Annotated in this window: 13 protein-coding genes; 4 read left to right on the forward strand and 9 right to left on the reverse strand. The window is 70.6% G+C overall.

The window, feature by feature from the left end:
- Window positions 1–37: 37 nt before the first annotated feature.
- Window positions 38–1,126, reverse strand: coding sequence for a branched-chain amino acid aminotransferase (locus tag ACZ63I_RS09020; protein ID WP_469336804.1), 1,089 nt, complete (start codon window positions 1,124–1,126; stop codon window positions 38–40).
- 232 nt (window positions 1,127–1,358) lie between these two features.
- Complete coding sequence (locus ACZ63I_RS09025; protein WP_469336806.1) at window positions 1,359–2,399, reverse strand: 3-isopropylmalate dehydrogenase; 1,041 nt, start codon at window positions 2,397–2,399, stop codon at window positions 1,359–1,361.
- A 164-nt stretch (window positions 2,400–2,563) separates the two neighbouring features.
- Between ACZ63I_RS09025 and ACZ63I_RS09030 the strand changes: the two genes are divergently transcribed.
- Window positions 2,564–4,141 carry a purple acid phosphatase family protein gene (locus ACZ63I_RS09030; RefSeq protein WP_469336808.1) on the forward strand — a complete coding sequence of 526 codons (1,578 nt, stop codon included), beginning with the start codon at window positions 2,564–2,566 and terminating at the stop codon, window positions 4,139–4,141.
- A 55-nt stretch (window positions 4,142–4,196) separates the two neighbouring features.
- Here ACZ63I_RS09030 and ACZ63I_RS09035 read toward each other — a convergent pair whose 3' ends face one another.
- On the reverse strand, window positions 4,197–4,325 hold the full coding sequence (locus ACZ63I_RS09035; RefSeq protein ID WP_277816747.1) for a hypothetical protein: 129 nt from the start codon (window positions 4,323–4,325) through the stop codon (window positions 4,197–4,199).
- Window positions 4,326–4,648: 323 nt separating this feature from the next.
- Here ACZ63I_RS09035 and ACZ63I_RS09040 point away from each other — a divergent pair, with 323 nt between their 5' ends.
- Window positions 4,649–5,491 carry a DUF1206 domain-containing protein gene (locus tag ACZ63I_RS09040; protein WP_469336809.1) on the forward strand — a complete coding sequence of 281 codons (843 nt, stop codon included), beginning with the start codon at window positions 4,649–4,651 and terminating at the stop codon, window positions 5,489–5,491.
- A 109-nt stretch (window positions 5,492–5,600) separates the two neighbouring features.
- Here the strand turns inward: ACZ63I_RS09040 and pruA are convergent, their stop codons facing one another.
- Window positions 5,601–7,232 (reverse strand): L-glutamate gamma-semialdehyde dehydrogenase, encoded by a 1,632-nt coding sequence (gene pruA, locus ACZ63I_RS09045; RefSeq protein ID WP_469336811.1) that lies wholly within the window; start codon window positions 7,230–7,232, stop codon window positions 5,601–5,603.
- A gap of 53 nt (window positions 7,233–7,285) precedes the next feature.
- The gene (locus tag ACZ63I_RS09050) at window positions 7,286–8,212 is read right to left on the reverse strand and encodes a proline dehydrogenase family protein (RefSeq protein WP_469336812.1); all 927 of its coding nucleotides are present in this window, start codon (window positions 8,210–8,212) and stop codon (window positions 7,286–7,288) included.
- A gap of 141 nt (window positions 8,213–8,353) precedes the next feature.
- Between ACZ63I_RS09050 and ACZ63I_RS09055 the strand changes: the two genes are divergently transcribed.
- Window positions 8,354–9,529 (forward strand): helix-turn-helix domain-containing protein, encoded by a 1,176-nt coding sequence (locus ACZ63I_RS09055; protein WP_469336814.1) that lies wholly within the window; start codon window positions 8,354–8,356, stop codon window positions 9,527–9,529.
- An 81-nt stretch (window positions 9,530–9,610) separates the two neighbouring features.
- Here the strand turns inward: ACZ63I_RS09055 and ACZ63I_RS09060 are convergent, their stop codons facing one another.
- The 3 genes from ACZ63I_RS09060 to ACZ63I_RS09070 all read right to left on the reverse strand — a co-directional run bounded on the left by ACZ63I_RS09060 (window position 9,611) and on the right by ACZ63I_RS09070 (window position 11,807).
- A complete protein-coding gene (locus tag ACZ63I_RS09060) occupies window positions 9,611–10,138 on the reverse strand; it encodes a hypothetical protein (RefSeq protein ID WP_469336816.1) in 528 nt (175 codons plus the stop codon).
- A 174-nt stretch (window positions 10,139–10,312) separates the two neighbouring features.
- Window positions 10,313–11,161, reverse strand: a complete 849-nt coding sequence (locus ACZ63I_RS09065; RefSeq protein WP_469336817.1) for a class I SAM-dependent methyltransferase — start codon at window positions 11,159–11,161, stop codon at window positions 10,313–10,315.
- 73 nt (window positions 11,162–11,234) lie between these two features.
- Window positions 11,235–11,807, reverse strand: a complete 573-nt coding sequence (locus tag ACZ63I_RS09070; protein WP_469336819.1) for a TetR/AcrR family transcriptional regulator — start codon at window positions 11,805–11,807, stop codon at window positions 11,235–11,237.
- Window positions 11,808–11,917: 110 nt separating this feature from the next.
- Between ACZ63I_RS09070 and ACZ63I_RS09075 the strand changes: the two genes are divergently transcribed.
- Window positions 11,918–13,489, forward strand: coding sequence for an MFS transporter (locus tag ACZ63I_RS09075; RefSeq protein WP_469336821.1), 1,572 nt, complete (start codon window positions 11,918–11,920; stop codon window positions 13,487–13,489).
- A gap of 89 nt (window positions 13,490–13,578) precedes the next feature.
- On the opposite strand, the gene serA is transcribed toward ACZ63I_RS09075, so the two are convergent.
- Entirely contained in the window at window positions 13,579–15,171 is a 1,593-nt protein-coding gene (gene serA, locus ACZ63I_RS09080) for a phosphoglycerate dehydrogenase (RefSeq protein ID WP_469336823.1), read from the reverse strand.
- Window positions 15,172–15,357: the final 186 nt, after the last annotated feature.

Consider the following 15,357-nt stretch of genomic DNA (forward strand, 5'->3'; position numbering starts at 1 on the left):
CCGACGAGGCGCTACGGACGCCAGGTGCGGTCCGGGCCTAGACGACGGGGTGCAGCCAGCCGTGGGGGTCGGGGGCGGCGCCCGTCTGGAGGTCGAGCAGCGCCTTGCGCAGCTTCATCGTGACCTCGCCGGGCTGCCCGTCACCGCCCACCGTCCAGCCGCCGCTCGCCGAGCGGACCGTGCCGACCGGGGTGATGACGGCCGCGGTGCCGCAGGCGAAGACCTCGGTCAGAGTGCCGTTCGCGTCGTCCCTGCGCCATTCGTCGACGGAGATCCGGCCCTCCTCGACCTGGTACCCCAGGTCGGCGGCGATCCGGCTCAGCGAGTCCCGGGTGATGCCGGCCAGCAGCGAGCCGGTCAGCGCCGGCGTCATCAGCCGGTCGCCGTAGACGAAGTACAGGTTGTTGGTCCCCATCTCCTCGACCCACTTGCGCTCGATGGCGTCGAGCCACACGACCTGGTCGCAGCCGTGCTTGCTGGCCTCGGCCTGGGCGACGAGGGACGCGGCGTAGTTGCCGCCGGCCTTCGCCTCGCCGGTGCCGCCGGGCGCAGCCCGCACGTACTCCTCGGAGAGCCAGACGGAGACGGGCTTCACACCGCCGCTGAAGTAGGCGCCGGCGGGCGAGGCGATGACCATGAAGAGGAACTCGTTGGCGGGCCGCACGCCGACACCGACCTCGGTGGCGAACATGAAGGGCCGCAGGTAGAGCGATTCCTCGCCCGTGCCGGGCACCCACGCGACGTCCTGCTTGATGAGCGCGTCCACGGCGGCGACGAACAGGTCTTCCGGCAGCTCGGGCATGGCCATCCGGCGGGCCGAGCGCTGGAAGCGGCGGGCGTTCTGCTCGGGGCGGAAGGTGGCGACGGAGCCGTCGGCCTGGCGGTACGCCTTCATGCCTTCGAAGATGGTCTGCGCGTAGTGCAGCGTCATGTTCGCCGGGTCGAGCGAGAGCGGCGCGTACGGCACCAGCTCCGCGTCGTGCCAGCCGCGGCCCTCGGTCCACTTGACCGTGACCATGTGGTCCGTGAAGTAGCGGCCGAAGCCGGGGGCGGTCAGGATGCGGTCCCGCTCCGCTTCGGGGACGAGGTTCGCTGAGGGCTTGAGCTCGATCGTGGGCGTGGTCATGAAAACTCGTCCTTCACCTGTCGTGTATGACGGACCGCGCTCACGTCGCTACCTCTACTAGGACGTCCGAGCATTACCGCATGCCGCGGCCCACAGCGATTATCGCCTGCGGGAGCCCTGCGGGGAACGGGGCGGGTGCGGCCCGTGGATGATGTGTGTCTCACCCGGGGCCGCACAGCGCAGCCGCCGGGTCGGTGGGACCCGGCGGCTGTCGGAAAGAGAGTCGGCCGGGTCAGCCCGCTACTCGTACGACGAGCGCGTCGCCGGTCTCGGCCGTCGTGCGCGCCGTACCGTCCCTGGCTTCCAGATCGGCGGCGACGGCGTCCTCGACCCGGACGGCCTCCCTCTCGAAGCCGAGGTGGCGCAGCAGCAGCGCGACGGAGAGCACGGTGGCCGTGGGGTCGGCCTTGCCCTGTCCTGCGATGTCCGGCGCCGAGCCGTGGACCGGCTCGAACATGGAGGGGAAGGTGCGGTCCGGGTTGATGTTCGCGGACGCCGCGAGGCCGATACCGCCGCTGATGGCGGCGGCGAGGTCGGTCAGGATGTCACCGAAGAGGTTGTCGGTGACGATGACGTCGAACCGCTCGGGCTGGGTGACGAAGAAGATCGTCGCCGCGTCGACGTGCAGATAGTCGGTGGTGACCTCGGGGAACTCCTGGCCCACCCGGTCGAAGATGTTCTTCCACAGGTGGCCCGCGTAGACGAGGACGTTGTTCTTGTGGACCAGCGTCAGCTTCTTGCGCGGCCGGGCAGCGGCGCGCGCGTAGGCGTCCCGGACGACGCGCTCCACGCCGTACGCCGTGTTGAGGCTCACCTCGGTGGCCACCTCGGCGGGCGTTCCGGTGCGCAGCGAACCGCCGTTGCCCGTGTACGGGCCTTCGGTGCCCTCGCGGACGACGACGAAGTCGATCTCGGGCCGGCCGGCCAGCGGGGTCCCGGTGTTGGGGAACAGCTTCGACGGACGCAGGTTCACGTAGTGGTCGAAGGCGAACCGCAGCTTCAGCAGCAGCCCGCGCTCCAGCACGCCGGACGGGACCGAGGGGTCGCCGATCGCGCCGAGCAGGATCGCGTCGTGGGACTTGAGCGCTTCGAGGTCGGCGTCCGGGAGGGTCTCCCCCGTCCGGTGCCAGCGGCGCGCGCCGAGGTCGTACTCCTTGGTCTCCAGCTTCACATCCTGCGGGAGGACGGAACTCAGGACCTTCAAGCCCTGGGCCACGACCTCCTGACCGATGCCGTCACCGGGGATCACTGCGAGATTGATGCTGCGAGACATGACGAGCACCCTAGTCCTCGTCCCATGGAATGACATCGGGTGTCCAGCAAGTGGACACCCGAGGGGCGGCAGGGTGGCCCGATTAGGCCGGTCGGCGGGTCAGGACACCCGGAGGACGGGGCGAATACAGCCGTCAGCCACCTTTCGGTGTCACGTTGCTGGTTATGGACACTCCTCGCGTCGGCATCCCCGACGATCTGGCCTCCCGCATGACCATGCCGGAGCAGCACGAGTATCTGCGCAGGACCCTCGGCCGCCGGGGTGTGCTGCGGGCGACCGCCGTCACGGCCGGCACGGTGGCGGGCGCCGGGCTGCTGGGGGCGAGCGGCGCGAGCGGCGCCGACGCGACCGGCGCCGCTCCGGCCTTCCTGCCCTCCCCGGCCGCCGCGCGGGTGGACGGTGCGCTGGTGGCGCCGTTCGGCCGGCATCTGGCCTTCGGCGCCGACCCGAAGACCCGGATGACGGTCTCCTGGCAGGTGCCGTTCCCGGTCGAGCGGCCCTTCGTACGGGTGGGGCTCAAGCCGTGGGACCTCAGCCGGAAGATCGGCGCCGAGGTGCGCCCGCTGCACACGCCGGCGCTGACCGCGAAGCTGCCGGCCGTCGACCAGTACTACCTGCACGCGTCGCTGGAGCGGCTGCGCCCCGGCACCACGTACTACTACGGGGTGGGGCACGACGGCTTCGACCCGGCGGACCCGCGCAACTTCGGCACGATCAGCTCGTTCCGTACGGCGCCCGCGCAGGCCGAGCCGTTCGTCTTCACCGCCTTCGGCGACCAAGGCGTCAGTTACGACGCGCTCGCCAACGACCAGGTGATCCTCGGCCAGAACCCGGTCTTCCATCTGCACGCGGGCGACATCTGCTACGCGGACAGCAGCGGCGTCGGCAGCGCGACGGACACCTACGACGCGCGGGTGTGGGACCAGTTCCTCGCGCAGACCGAGTCGGTGGCGTCCCGGGTGCCGTGGATGGTGACGACCGGCAACCACGACATGGAGGCGTGGTACTCCCCCCACGGCTACGGCGGGCAGAACGCACGCTGGACGCTGCCGGGCAACGGGCCCGACGCCGAGCAGGCGCCGGGCGTCTACTCGTTCACGTACGGCAACGTGGGCGTCGTGGCGCTCGACGCCAACGACGTCTCGTACGAGATCCCGGCCAACACCGGCTACACCGGGGGCGCGCAGACCCGCTGGCTGGACCGCACCCTCGGTGAGCTGCGCAAGGACCGCGACATCGACTTCGTCGTGGTCTTCTTCCACCACTGCGCCTTCTCCACGACCAACTCGCACGCGTCGGAGGGCGGGGTGCGCGACGCGTGGGTGCCGCTCTTCGACAAGCACCGGGTCGACCTGGTCGTCAACGGCCACAACCATGTGTACGAGCGCACGGACGCGCTGCGCGGCGGGCAGGTGGCCCGCCGGGTGCCGATCGGTGAGTCCGTCAGCGCGGTGCACGACGGCATCGTGTACGTCACGGCGGGCGGCGCGGGCAAGGGGCTCTACGACTTCCCCGCCCCCGACAGCTACGAGCGGCATGTCTCCGACCAGGAGAGCGTGCCGTCGTACCACTGGGAGCAGGGCGGCGGGAAGGCCACCGAGACCGTGGAGTGGTCACGGGTGCGCTACACCGGATTCTCGTTCCTGGCCGTCGAGGTGACGGGCGGGAGCAGGCCCCGGCTGGATGTCTCGGCGCTGGCCGAGAGCGGCAGGCGGGTGGACCACTTCACGATCACCCGCTGATCGCGCTCACGCGCTCGGTGCCGCAGGACGGCGCCGCAGGACGGAGCGGCCGGTCTCAGTGACCGGTCGAGCCGCCGTTGTCCCGGCAGTCGAGGGCGCGCTGGAGGGCGGCGGCGGCGTTCTTGCGGTCGGACTCGCTGCTGCGGGGAGTGTGACGGACGCGACGGACGGCAGTCTCGGCCATGATGATCGACTCCTTGAGATAGCTGAAGCCACGCGGTGGGGCCGCGTGATGCATCTGCGAGGTGCCGGGTGGGGCGGGAGCCGTTCACCGCAGGGGTTGCCTGCTCGGGTGGTCGGCCGCATCCGCCGTTCGCTGGTGGAGCGAGACGTTCGGCTCTTCCAAGCTAAGCGAGCCGGGCCGCTCTGTCTGCACCATTACTCGGACTTCCTACTATCTGAGACGGCGCCGCCTCCGCCGCCCCGCCAGATTGGCGTCCACTCCCCCGGCAGACGGCCGTTTTCGCCCGGGAGAGCGGGGCACCCGAGCAGCGGAGGTCAACAACGATGAACGCACGGACGATGACGCTCGGTGGCCGCGGCAAGGCCCGGCAGGCGGCGAACAGCTCAGCCATGGACATGGCCGCCCGGTGGGGATTCGCGGCGCGCGGGGTGATCTACCTGCTCATCGGGATACTCGCCCTGCAGATCGCCTTCGGCGGCGACGGCGGCAAACAGGCGGACCGCGGCGGCGCGCTCGCCGAGATAGCCGAGAAGCCACTGGGCTCGGTCATGCTCTGGATCCTCGGGATCGGCCTGGTCGGGATGGCGATCTGGCGCCTTTCGGAGGCGCTGTTCGGCGCGGCCGGCCAGGACGGACAGAAAGTGACGAAGCGGCTGATGTCGGCCGGGCGCTTCGTCTTCTACGGATTTGTCGCCTACTCGGTGCTCGCTTTCGCCGTCGGCGACAAGAGCAGCGGCAGCGGTTCCAGCGACCAGCAGTCCCAGGACATCACCGCACGGGCGATGGAATGGCCGGGCGGCCGCTGGATCGTGGGGATCGTCGGGGTGGCCATCGCCATCGCCGGCGTGTGGATCGGGGCGCGCGCGGCGATGCGCAAGTTCCACAAGCGGCTGAAGCTGACGGAGATGTCGCGCAAGGCCCGGCAGTTCATGGATGTGACAGGAGTGGGCGGCGGTCTCGGCCGCGGCTTCCTCTTCGCGGCGATCGGGGTCTTCGTGGTGCAGGCGGCCGTCGAGTACAAGCCGGACAAGGCCAAGGGGTTCGACGACACCCTGCGCTCGTTCACCGAAACCCCGGCGGGCCCCTGGCTGCTGGCCGTCGTCGCCGTCGGCCTGGTGCTGTTCGGCGTCTTCTCGTTCGGGATGGCGCGCTGGCGCCGGGTGTGACGGCCGCGCGGCCCGACGGCCGCGCGCGGACGGTGTGAGGTACGGGACCGCCCCCGTACCGGCGGGGGGCGCCGGTACGGGGGCGGAGCTGCGGGTACGGGCGTGACCGTCAGCCCATGTGCGGGTAGCGGTAGTCCGTCGGGGAGACCAGCGAATCCTTGATGGCGCGGGTCAGCGTCCAGCGCATCAGGTTCTGCGGGGCGCCGGCCTTGTCGTTGGTGCCGGAGGCGCGCCCGCCGCCGAAGGGCTGCTGGCCGACGACGGCGCCGGTCGACTTGTCGTTGATGTAGAAGTTGCCCGCCGCGTAGCGCAGCCGCTCCATCGTGTGGGCGGCGGCGGCGCGGTCGTTGGCGATGACCGAGCCGGTGAGCGCGTACTTGGAGACGGACTCCATCTGGTCGAGCACCGACTCGTACCGCGCGTCGTCGTAGACGTGCACGGCGAGGATCGGGCCGAAGTACTCGGTCGTGAAGACCTCGTTCTCCGGGTCGGTGCAGACGATCACCGTCGGCCGGACGAAGTAGCCGACCGAGTCGTCGTAGGTGCCGCCGGCCACGATGGTGCAGCTCGGGTCGGCGGCGGCGCGGTCGATGGCGGCCTTGTTCTTGGCGAAGGCCCGCTCGTCGATGACGGCGCCGATGAAGTGCGACAGGTCGGTCACGTCGCCCATGGAAATGCCGTCCACCTCGGCGGCGAACTCGTCCTTGAAGCCGTCGTTCCAGATCGAGGCCGGGATGTAGGCGCGGGACGACGCCGAGCACTTCTGGCCCTGGTACTCGAACGAGCCGCGGGTCAGCGCGGTCTTCAGCACGGCGCGGTCGGCGCTCGGGTGCGCGACGACGAAGTCCTTGCCGCCCGTCTCGCCCACGATCCGCGGGTAGTTGCGGTACTTCTCGATGTTGTTGCCGACCGTCTTCCACAGGTGCTGGAAGGTCGGGGTCGAGCCGGTGAAGTGGATACCGGCAAGATCGGGGTGGTTCAGGGCCACCTCGGAGACGGCGATACCGTCGCCCGTCACCAGGTTGATGACGCCCTTCGGCAGTCCGGCCTCCTCCAGCAGCTCCAGCAGCAGGACGGCGGCGAGGGTCTGCGTCGGGGACGGCTTCCAGACGACGACGTTGCCCATCAGCGCGGGCGCGGTGGGCAGATTGCCCGCGATGGCGGAGAAGTTGAACGGCGTGATCGCGTAGACGAAGCCTTCGAGCGGGCGGTGGTCGAGCCGGTTCCACACCCCGGGCGCGTTGGCCGGCGGCTGCTCGGCCAGCAGGTCGCGGGCGTACGAGACGTTGAAGCGCCAGAAGTCGACCAGCTCGCAGGGACAGTCGATCTCCGCCTGCTGGGCGGTCTTCGACTGGCCGAGCATGGTCGCGGCGGCCATCGTCTCGCGCCAGGGGCCCGAGAGCAGTTCGGCGGCGCGCAGGATGATCGCGGCGCGGTCGTCGAAGGCCATGGCGCGCCAGGCGGGGGCCGCGGCGAGCGCGGCGTCGACCGCGTCCTGGGCGTCCTGCTCGGTGGCGCCGGCGAAGGTGCCGAGGACGGCTTTGTGGTGGTGCGGCTGTACGACGTCGACGCGCGCGCCGCCGCCCATCCGCTTCTCGCCGCCGATCGTCATCGGCAGGTCGCGGGGGTTCTCGGCGAGTTCCTTGAGCTTGGTCTCAAGGCGGGCGCGCTCGGCGGAGCCGGGGGCGTAGCCGTGCACCGGTTCGTTGACCGGGGCGGGAACCTGGGTCACAGCGTCCATGGGGCCGTATCTCCTTCAGATCTGTACGTCGGTCGGGGGCGCGACAGGGCGGTTCAGCCGCGGCTGACCAGCGAACGCAGGAAGAACGCGAGGTTGGCGGGGCGTTCGGCGAGGCGGCGCATGAAGTATCCGTACCAGTCCGTGCCGTAGGCGATGTAGACACGCATCCGGTGGCCCTCGGCCGCCAGCCGGTACTGCTCGGCCTCGCGGATGCCGTACAGCATCTGGAACTCGTACTCGTCCAGCTTGCGGCCGGCCCGCCTGGCCAGCTCCTGGGCGATGGTGATGATGCGCGGGTCGTGGGAGCCGACCATCGGGTAGCCGTCGCCCTCCATCAGGACGCGCAGGCTGCGGACGTACGCCTTGTCGACCTCGCCCTTGTCCTGGTACGCGACGGAGGCGGGCTCCTTGTAGGCGCCCTTGACCAGCCGCACCCGCGATCCGGCGGCGGCGAGGGCGCGGCAGTCGTCCTCGGTGCGGAAGAGGTACGACTGGACGACGGCGCCGGTCTCGGGGAAGTTCTCGCGCAGCGCCGCGTGGATGGCGAGGGTCGAGTCGACCGTCGTGTGGTCCTCCATGTCGAGGGTGACCGTGGTGCCGATCCGGGCTGCGGCCTCGACCACCATCGTGACGTTCTTCAGCGCCAGGTCGTGGCCGCCGGGCAGCGCCTGGCCGAAGGAGGACAGCTTCACCGACATCTCGGCGCGCGGGCCGAGGTTCAGCGGGGCGAGCGCGTCGATCAGCCGCAGGTACGCGTCCCTGGCGCGGCGCGCCTCGGCGGGCTCGGTGATGTCCTCGCCGAGGACGTCGAGAGTGACCTGCAGGCCGCGGTCGGCCATGTCGGAGATGACCGGGGCGGTCGCCTCGACCGACTCACCGGCGATGAAGCGCTCGACGACGGGCTTGGTGACGGGCGCGGCCGAGACGGCACGGCGCAGCCGGTCGCTGCGCGAAGCGGCGAGAATCACGGGACCCAGCACAGGGCACCTCCACGGTGGGATCGGGCACGGCGAACCACTGTGAAATCTACGGAGCGCTCCGGTCCTCTGCCATCGACACCTGTCACGCATCCGGCTCCCCGGTCTCAGACATATGTCTGAAGACGGTGCGAGAATGGCCGGATGAAGGGCGATTACCAGGACCTGGTCGACGAGATCTCCGCGCTGCTCGGCGTCCCGGCGACGCTGGAGAACCGCGACTTCGGCCTGATCGCCTTCGGCGCGCACGACAGCGAGGACGACGCGGCGATGGACCCGGTCAGGACCCGGTCGATCCTGACCCGCGGCTCCACCCCCGCGGTCCGCGCGTTCTTCGAGGGGTTCGGCATCGCGCGGGCCACCGGGCCCGTCCGGATCCACGCGGCGCCCGAGGCGGGTGTCTTCCGGGACCGGGTCTGCCTGCCCGTACGGCACCGGGGCATGGTGCTCGGATACGTCTGGCTGCTGGACGACTCCGGTCCGGGCCACGACGAGGCGCGGCTCGCGGCGGCCATGCAGGTGACCTCCCGGATCGGCGACCTGCTGGCCGACGAGGTGAAGGCGGGCGCCGACCTCGCGCGGGAGCTGGCGGCCGTCCTGCTGTCGGAGCCGGGCTGGCAGCGCGAGATGGCGCTGGCGACGCTGCGCACCGCGATGGGACCGAGCGCCGAAGGACCGCATGTGGTGCTGTGCGTGACGCCGTGGCGCGGCGAGGACCCGCCGGTGCGCTCGGTGCCGGGGACGGCGGCGCTGTGCGCCCTGCCGTACGGGGCGAGGGCGCGGGCGCTGGCCGTGCTGGTGCGGCTGCGGACGGAGGACGCGCTGGATTCGGCGCTCGCGGCCGTGGCCCGGCTGAGCGGACGCGCGGAAGGCGCCGCCGGTGCCTCCGCCGGTGCCTCCGCCGGTGCTTCCGCCGTACGGCGGGGCCTGTCCGACCTGCCCGCCGCCTGGCGCGAGGCGGCGGGCGCGGCGGCAGCGGCGACGGCCGAGCCCCGGTTCGGCCCGGTGGCACGCTGGACGGCGATCGGCCCGTACCGCCTGCTGACGGCCCTGCCCCCGGGCGCTGACCCCGCCGTGGTCCCGCTGCTGACCCCCGACCACGCCGAACTGGCGCACACCGCCGAGGTGTTCCTCGACCACGCGGGCCAGGCGGGCCGCACGGCCTCGGCGCTCGGCATCCACCGCCAGACGCTGTACTACCGGCTCTCGCGGATCGAGCAGCTCACCGGGCTCGACCTGGACGAGGGCGAGGACCGGCTGCTGCTGCACATGTCCCTGAAGGCGGCCAAACTCCCGACGGGCCCGGGATCCGCGTCGTGATGGACGGCGCCGGCGACGACGGCTCGACATCTCCCGCAACCGGCTCGCCCCCGTACGCCGCCGGCGACACCTCAGGCAGATCTACAGCCGGATCGAAGGATCAATCGCCCTGACCACATGACCACCCGCAGACCCGCCATGACATTTCCATACGGCGGCCTCACGGAAATAATCCACGTGCAGACCGAAGGAGTGGCGGCCACAGACCGGCCAGACCATGACGTAATAGTCCATAACGAATTCCTGCACCCCTTCCGCCACGACACCAAGGACTTCCGCCCAATCCGGTGTCGAGACTTCCGCGGACTTGAAGCGAACCGCGCCGACCGGCCCACATTCCGGGTCGCGAAAATAGTTGACGTAGCTGAACTCCTCCCCGACAACCCATTTCCCTGTTTCGTCGAGTACGGACTTCTGGACCACGTCCAAGGCGGATCTCGCCATGGAAAAGGTTCGCGTGGTCCAGAGTTCGCAGAACTCTTCTCCGGAGATTTCCCCGAATTCATCGTGCACCTCGGACATCCACGCCAGCACCTCCTCCGGCATGGACTCCCCCTGCCGCCAGACCGCTTGCAGCATCCTGTGCCGCCAGTCCAGGAAACCCGACACCGTACCCCCCACCTTTCCGGGATGGGCTCCCCTCGCCCGCCGGAGCAGTCTGTACCACGACGCCGCGGCAGGGGGCCGCGCGGACCGTCGTGGTGGTCGAACCGGCGGGGCCCCCTCTTCGCCCGCCACTTCGGCCCCGAGCCGGTCCGGGGCGGGTAGGGGGCAGGCCGGCGGTCAGTCCGCCGGCTTCGTCGCGCGGATCGAGTACAGCAGGGGCAGCCGCGGGTGGCCCGGCGGGAAGCGGTAGCCGGTGGGGGTGTTCCTCAGGACCGGGAAGCGCTCGAAGTACGTGACGTCGTGCTCGTGCAGGAACTCGATCCGCAGCCCGGCGGCGGCCAGTGCCGTCACCACCTCGCCGAGCGGGTGCGACCACTGCACGGAGACCGGCTTGTCGAGCGCCGGGCCGTCCGTGTAGGTGTACGGGTTGTCCCAGGTCTGGGCGGCGGCGTCGAAGTAGTCGTACCGCACGCTGGTGCCGTCCTCGGCCAGCATGTCGGCGAACGGGTGGAACTCGGCGAGATGGAAGACGCCGCCGACGTCGAGCAGCGAGGCGACCACCCGGGCCCAGCGCGGCAGGTCCGGCAGCCACACCAGCGCGCCGAGCCCGGTGCAGACGATGTCGAAGCGCTCGCCGGGCAGCGCCGCCGCCGCTTCGTAGACGTCCGAGACGACGAACCGGGCGCGGTCGCTCACGCCGATGTCCTCGGCCAGCGCGCGGGCGGCGCGGACGGCCGGTGCGGAGAAGTCCAGCCCGGTGACCTCGGCGCCGAGCCGGGCCCAGGACAGGGTGTCCTGGCCCATGTGGCACATCAGATGCAGCAGCCGCTTGCCGGTGACGTCGCCGACCTCGGCCACCTCGAACTCGCGCAGGGTGGAGCGGCCGGCCCGGAAGCCGGCCAGGTCGTAGAAGTCGCTCGCCTCGTGGACGCGTACCCGGTCGTTCCAGTTGTCCAGGTTCTGCCGGAGCCAGTCCGCGGGGGCGGTGCCCTGGCCGGTGCCGGGGGTGGTGTCGCCGTCGCTCATGGCCGCGACCGTACAAGCCGTCCCCGCCGTCCCACATCTGAATATCGGGCCCGGCCTGTCCGCTGACGGTCCGTCAGCCGTCCAGACCTGCGATCACCCGCAGCCCGTCCGTCAGGTCCTGGGCGCTGGGGGCCGTGTCCGGGTCGATGAACCACTGGGCCATCACCCCTGCCACCAGCGCCTGGTAGACGAGACCGACCACCCGGGCCTTCTCCGGCTCCTTCGCCGGGTCGATGCCCTGGAAGATCTCCGCCATCCCGTTGCGGCCCTCCACCTGCGGCCCCTTGAGCGCTTCCTTGAACGAGGGCTCCTCGTCGATCCGGGAGATCGTCTCGAACTGGAGCTTCCACAGCGCCCTGCTCGGCTCGAAGTTGCCGATGACGCCTTCCCAGACCGCGCGGAAGTTCTCCATCGGGTCCTCGGGCCGGTCCTCGACCGGCACCTTCGAGTCGACCAGGTCGCCCCACTCCTCGGTCACCGCCAGGAAGGCCGCGTTGAGCAGGGCCTCCTTCGATCCGTAGTGGTAGCCGATGGAGGCGAGATTGGTACCGGACGCCGCCACGATGTCCCGCGCGGTGGTCCTGGCGTAGCCCTTTTCGAGCAGGCAGCGCTTGGCGCCGTCCAGCAGATCCTCACGATGTCCCATGTCAGCAGCGTAACGCCGGATCATACGGGCGTCACAGACGAGCGTCCTACACGCCCGTTCTATACAATCGTTCTAGACAGACGTGTAAGACACTCGTACAGTTTCTTGGCATGACGAACTCCGCCGCACCGCGCGCAGGCCGCAAGGAATGGACCGCCTTCGCCGTCCTGCTGCTGCCGCTCCTCCTGGTCTCGATGGACGTGTCCGTCCTCTTCTTCGCGATCCCCTCCATCTCCCAGGAGTTGGACACGACCGCCACCCAGCAGCTCTGGATCATGGACATCTACGGCTTCGCACTCGCCGGGCTGCTCATCACGATGGGCTCCCTCGGCGACCGGATCGGCCGCCGCAAGCTGCTGCTGATCGGCGCCGCCGCCTTCGGTGTCGCCTCGGTCGGGGCGGCCTACGCGCAGAGCGCCGAGATGCTCATCGCCGCACGCGCCGTGCTCGGTGTCGGCGGGGCCACGCTGATGCCCTCGACCATGGCGCTGGTACGCAACATGTTCACGGACGACCGGCAGCGCAGCACGGCGATCGGCATCTGGTCGGGCGCCATGGCCGGCGGCATCGCGCTCGGCTCCGTGCTGAGCGGCGTCATGCTGGACCACTTCTGGTGGGGCTCGGTCTTCCTGGTCAACGTGCCGGCGATGCTGCTCCTGCTGGTCCTGGTCCCCCTGCTGGTACCGGAGTTCAAGGATCCGGAGCCGGGCAGATTCGATCTGCTCAGCGTGCCCCTGTCGATGGGCGCCGTCCTGCCGCTGGTCTACGGGCTGAAGGAGATCGCCGCGCACGGCTTCGGCGCGGCCAGGGTGCTGGTGCTCGCCGCCGGTCTTGTCCTCGGCCTGCTCTTCGTACGACGGCAGCGCCGCCGCGACGACGCGATGATCAGCCGGGCGCTGTTCCGTGGCCGCGCTTTCGGCGCGGGCGTCGCCCTCAACACCGTCGCCGCTTTCGCCATGATGGGCGCGAACTTCTTCGTCACGCAGTATCTGCAGTCGGTGCTCGGCATGGACACGATGGAGGCCGCGCTGTGGAGCATGGCGCCGTCCCTCGCCATCGGCGCCGCCGCGCCGGTCGCGACGCTGCTCGGCCACAAGACCGACCCGGCCTCCGTGGTGTCCGGCGGGTTCGTGGTCGCCGCGGCCGGGTTCGGGATCCTCTCCCGCACCGGGACCGACTCACTCGTGGTGGTGCTGACCGGCTGCGCCGTGATGGGCGCCGGCATCGTCACCGTCATGGCGCTCGTCTCGGACCTGGCGCTGCGCTCCGCTCCCGCGGCGAAGGCCGGTTCGGCCGCCTCCCTGATGGAGACGGGGCAGGAGTTCGGCGGGGCGCTCGGCATGGCGGTCCTCGGCAGTGTCGGAACGGCCGTCTACCGCAGGGACATCGCGGACTCCGTGCCCGACTCGCTGCCCGCGGACGCGGCGCATATCGCCGGTGAGACGCTGAGCGGCGCCGCCGCTGTGGCCGGCCAACTGCCGGGCCCTGCGGGGGAATCGCTGCTGGCCCTGGCGCGCGAGGCGTTCGTGCACGGCATGCGGTTCGCCTCGGTCGGCGGGGCCGTGCTGGCGCTCGGCGCCGCTGTGCTCGCCGCGACGCTGCTGCGCCGGGCGGGGCGGTCCGCAGGGCCGGAGGAGGCGCAGTCGCCGACAGACCCGTCGGCCTTCGTCTCGGCCGGCTGACGGGAACAACCGGCTGACCGGGACACGCGAAGGGCCCGGCGGCTGCCGGGCCCTTCGGTGGATCTGCGGTCGGTCGGTATCAGTCGGTATCAGTCGGTGAGGTTGACCGAACGGGCCGAGGCGGCGCCGATCTCCTCGCCGATCTCCGCGAGCACGTTGGCCGGGACCGTGTCGTCGACGGTGAGCACGACGAGGGCCTCGCCGCCCTCCTCGGCGCGGGAGACCTGCATACCCGCGATGTTCAGCCCGGACTCGCCGAGGATCCGGCCGACCGTGCCGACCACACCGGGCCGGTCCTCGTAGCGCAGCACGATCATGTGGTCGGCGAGCGCCACATCGACGTCGTAGTCACCGATCGCGACGACCTTCAGCAGATGCTTCGGGCCCGCCAGCGTGCCGGAGACGGAGACTTCCTCACCGCTCGACAGGGTGCCGCGCACGGTGACCACATTGCGGTGGTTGGGCGACTCGCTCGACGTGGTGAGCCGGACCTCGACCCCGCGCTCCTGGGCGAACAGCGGCGCGTTCACATAGCTGACGGTCTCGGCGACGATGTCCTCGAACACGCCCTTGAGCGCGGACAGTTCGAGCACCTTCACATCGTGCTGGGTGATCTCGCCGTACACCTCGACATCGAGCCGGGCGGCGACCTCGCCAGCGAGGGCGGTGAAGATCCGGCCGAGCTTCTCGGCGAGCGGCAGCCCGGGGCGTACGTCCTGGGCGATGATGCCGCCCTGGACGTTGACCGCGTCCGGCACGAGTTCACCGGCGAGGGCGAGCCGTACGGACTTGGCGACGGCCACGCCCGCCTTCTCCTGCGCCTCGTCGGTGGACGCGCCGAGGTGCGGCGTGGAGACGACCTGGTCGAACTCGAAGAGCGGGGAGTCCGTGCAGGGCTCCTTCGCGTACACGTCGAGACCGGCGCCGGCGACGCGGCCCTCCTTGAGGGCGGCGGCGAGCGCCGTCTCGTCGACGATCCCGCCACGCGCGGCGTTGACGATGCGCACGGTCGGCTTGACCTTGTGCAGCGCCTCCTCGCCGATCAGCCCCAGCGTCTCGGGGGTCTTGGGCAGATGCACCGTGATGAAGTCGGAGACCGCGAGGAGTTCGTCGAGGGTGAGGAGCTTGACGCCCATCTGCGCGGCGCGGGCCGGCTGCACATAGGGGTCGTACGCCACGATGTTCATGCCGAAGGCCGACATGCGCTGGGCGACGAGCACGCCGATGCGGCCGAGGCCGACGACACCGAGGGTCTTCTCGCTCAGCTCGACGCCGGTGTACTTGGAGCGCTTCCACTCGCCGTTCTTGAGCGCCGCGTTGGCCTGCGGGATGTGCCGGGCCGTGGCGATCAGCAGACCGCAGGCCAGCTCGGCCGCGGTCACGATGTTGGAGGTCGGTGCGTTGACGACCATCACGCCGGCCTTGGTCGCCGCCGACACGTCGACGTTGTCGAGGCCGACACCGGCGCGGGCGACGACCTTCAACTTCCGCGCCGCGGCGACGGCTTCGGCGTCGACCTTGGTGGCCGAGCGGACGAGGATCGCGTCCACGTCGGCGATGGCGGGCAGCAGTTCCGCGCGGTCGGCGCCGTTGCAGTGCCGGATCTCGAAGTCCGGTCCCAGTGCGTCGACCGTCGCGGGCGAAAGCTCTTCAGCGATGAGTACGACAGGTTTCGAGCTCACGTGTGTCCTCACAAGTCCCATTGCGGACGGCCGTCCCGACGGCCGCAGGCGGGTTCTGTCCGCGTGGAAGACGCACGACGCTGTGGGCCTGACGCGTATGTGTTTGGCAGTGTAGTGCTGCCGGGGCAGGCGTCTTCCGAATGCGCGGAATGATCACCCGTACGGGGCGCCCCGGCCGGTCGGCCG

It is taken from the genome of Streptomyces sp. NPDC087906 (assembly GCF_055584925.1).

Coding starts and splice junctions, on each gene's coding strand:
- pruA (WP_469336811.1), bottom strand. CDS start 7,232: ATGGACGCTGTGACCCAGGTTCCCGCCCCGGTCAACGAACCGGTGCAC.
- ACZ63I_RS09040 (WP_469336809.1), top strand. CDS start 4,649: ATGAACGCACGGACGATGACGCTCGGTGGCCGCGGCAAGGCCCGGCAG.
- ACZ63I_RS09030 (WP_469336808.1), top strand. CDS start 2,564: ATGGACACTCCTCGCGTCGGCATCCCCGACGATCTGGCCTCCCGCATG.
- ACZ63I_RS09025 (WP_469336806.1), bottom strand. CDS start 2,399: ATGTCTCGCAGCATCAATCTCGCAGTGATCCCCGGTGACGGCATCGGT.
- ACZ63I_RS09020 (WP_469336804.1), bottom strand. CDS start 1,126: ATGACCACGCCCACGATCGAGCTCAAGCCCTCAGCGAACCTCGTCCCC.
- ACZ63I_RS09070 (WP_469336819.1), bottom strand. CDS start 11,807: ATGGGACATCGTGAGGATCTGCTGGACGGCGCCAAGCGCTGCCTGCTC.
- ACZ63I_RS09035 (WP_277816747.1), bottom strand. CDS start 4,325: ATGGCCGAGACTGCCGTCCGTCGCGTCCGTCACACTCCCCGCAGCAGC.
- ACZ63I_RS09075 (WP_469336821.1), top strand. CDS start 11,918: ATGACGAACTCCGCCGCACCGCGCGCAGGCCGCAAGGAATGGACCGCC.
- ACZ63I_RS09065 (WP_469336817.1), bottom strand. CDS start 11,161: ATGAGCGACGGCGACACCACCCCCGGCACCGGCCAGGGCACCGCCCCC.
- ACZ63I_RS09055 (WP_469336814.1), top strand. CDS start 8,354: ATGAAGGGCGATTACCAGGACCTGGTCGACGAGATCTCCGCGCTGCTC.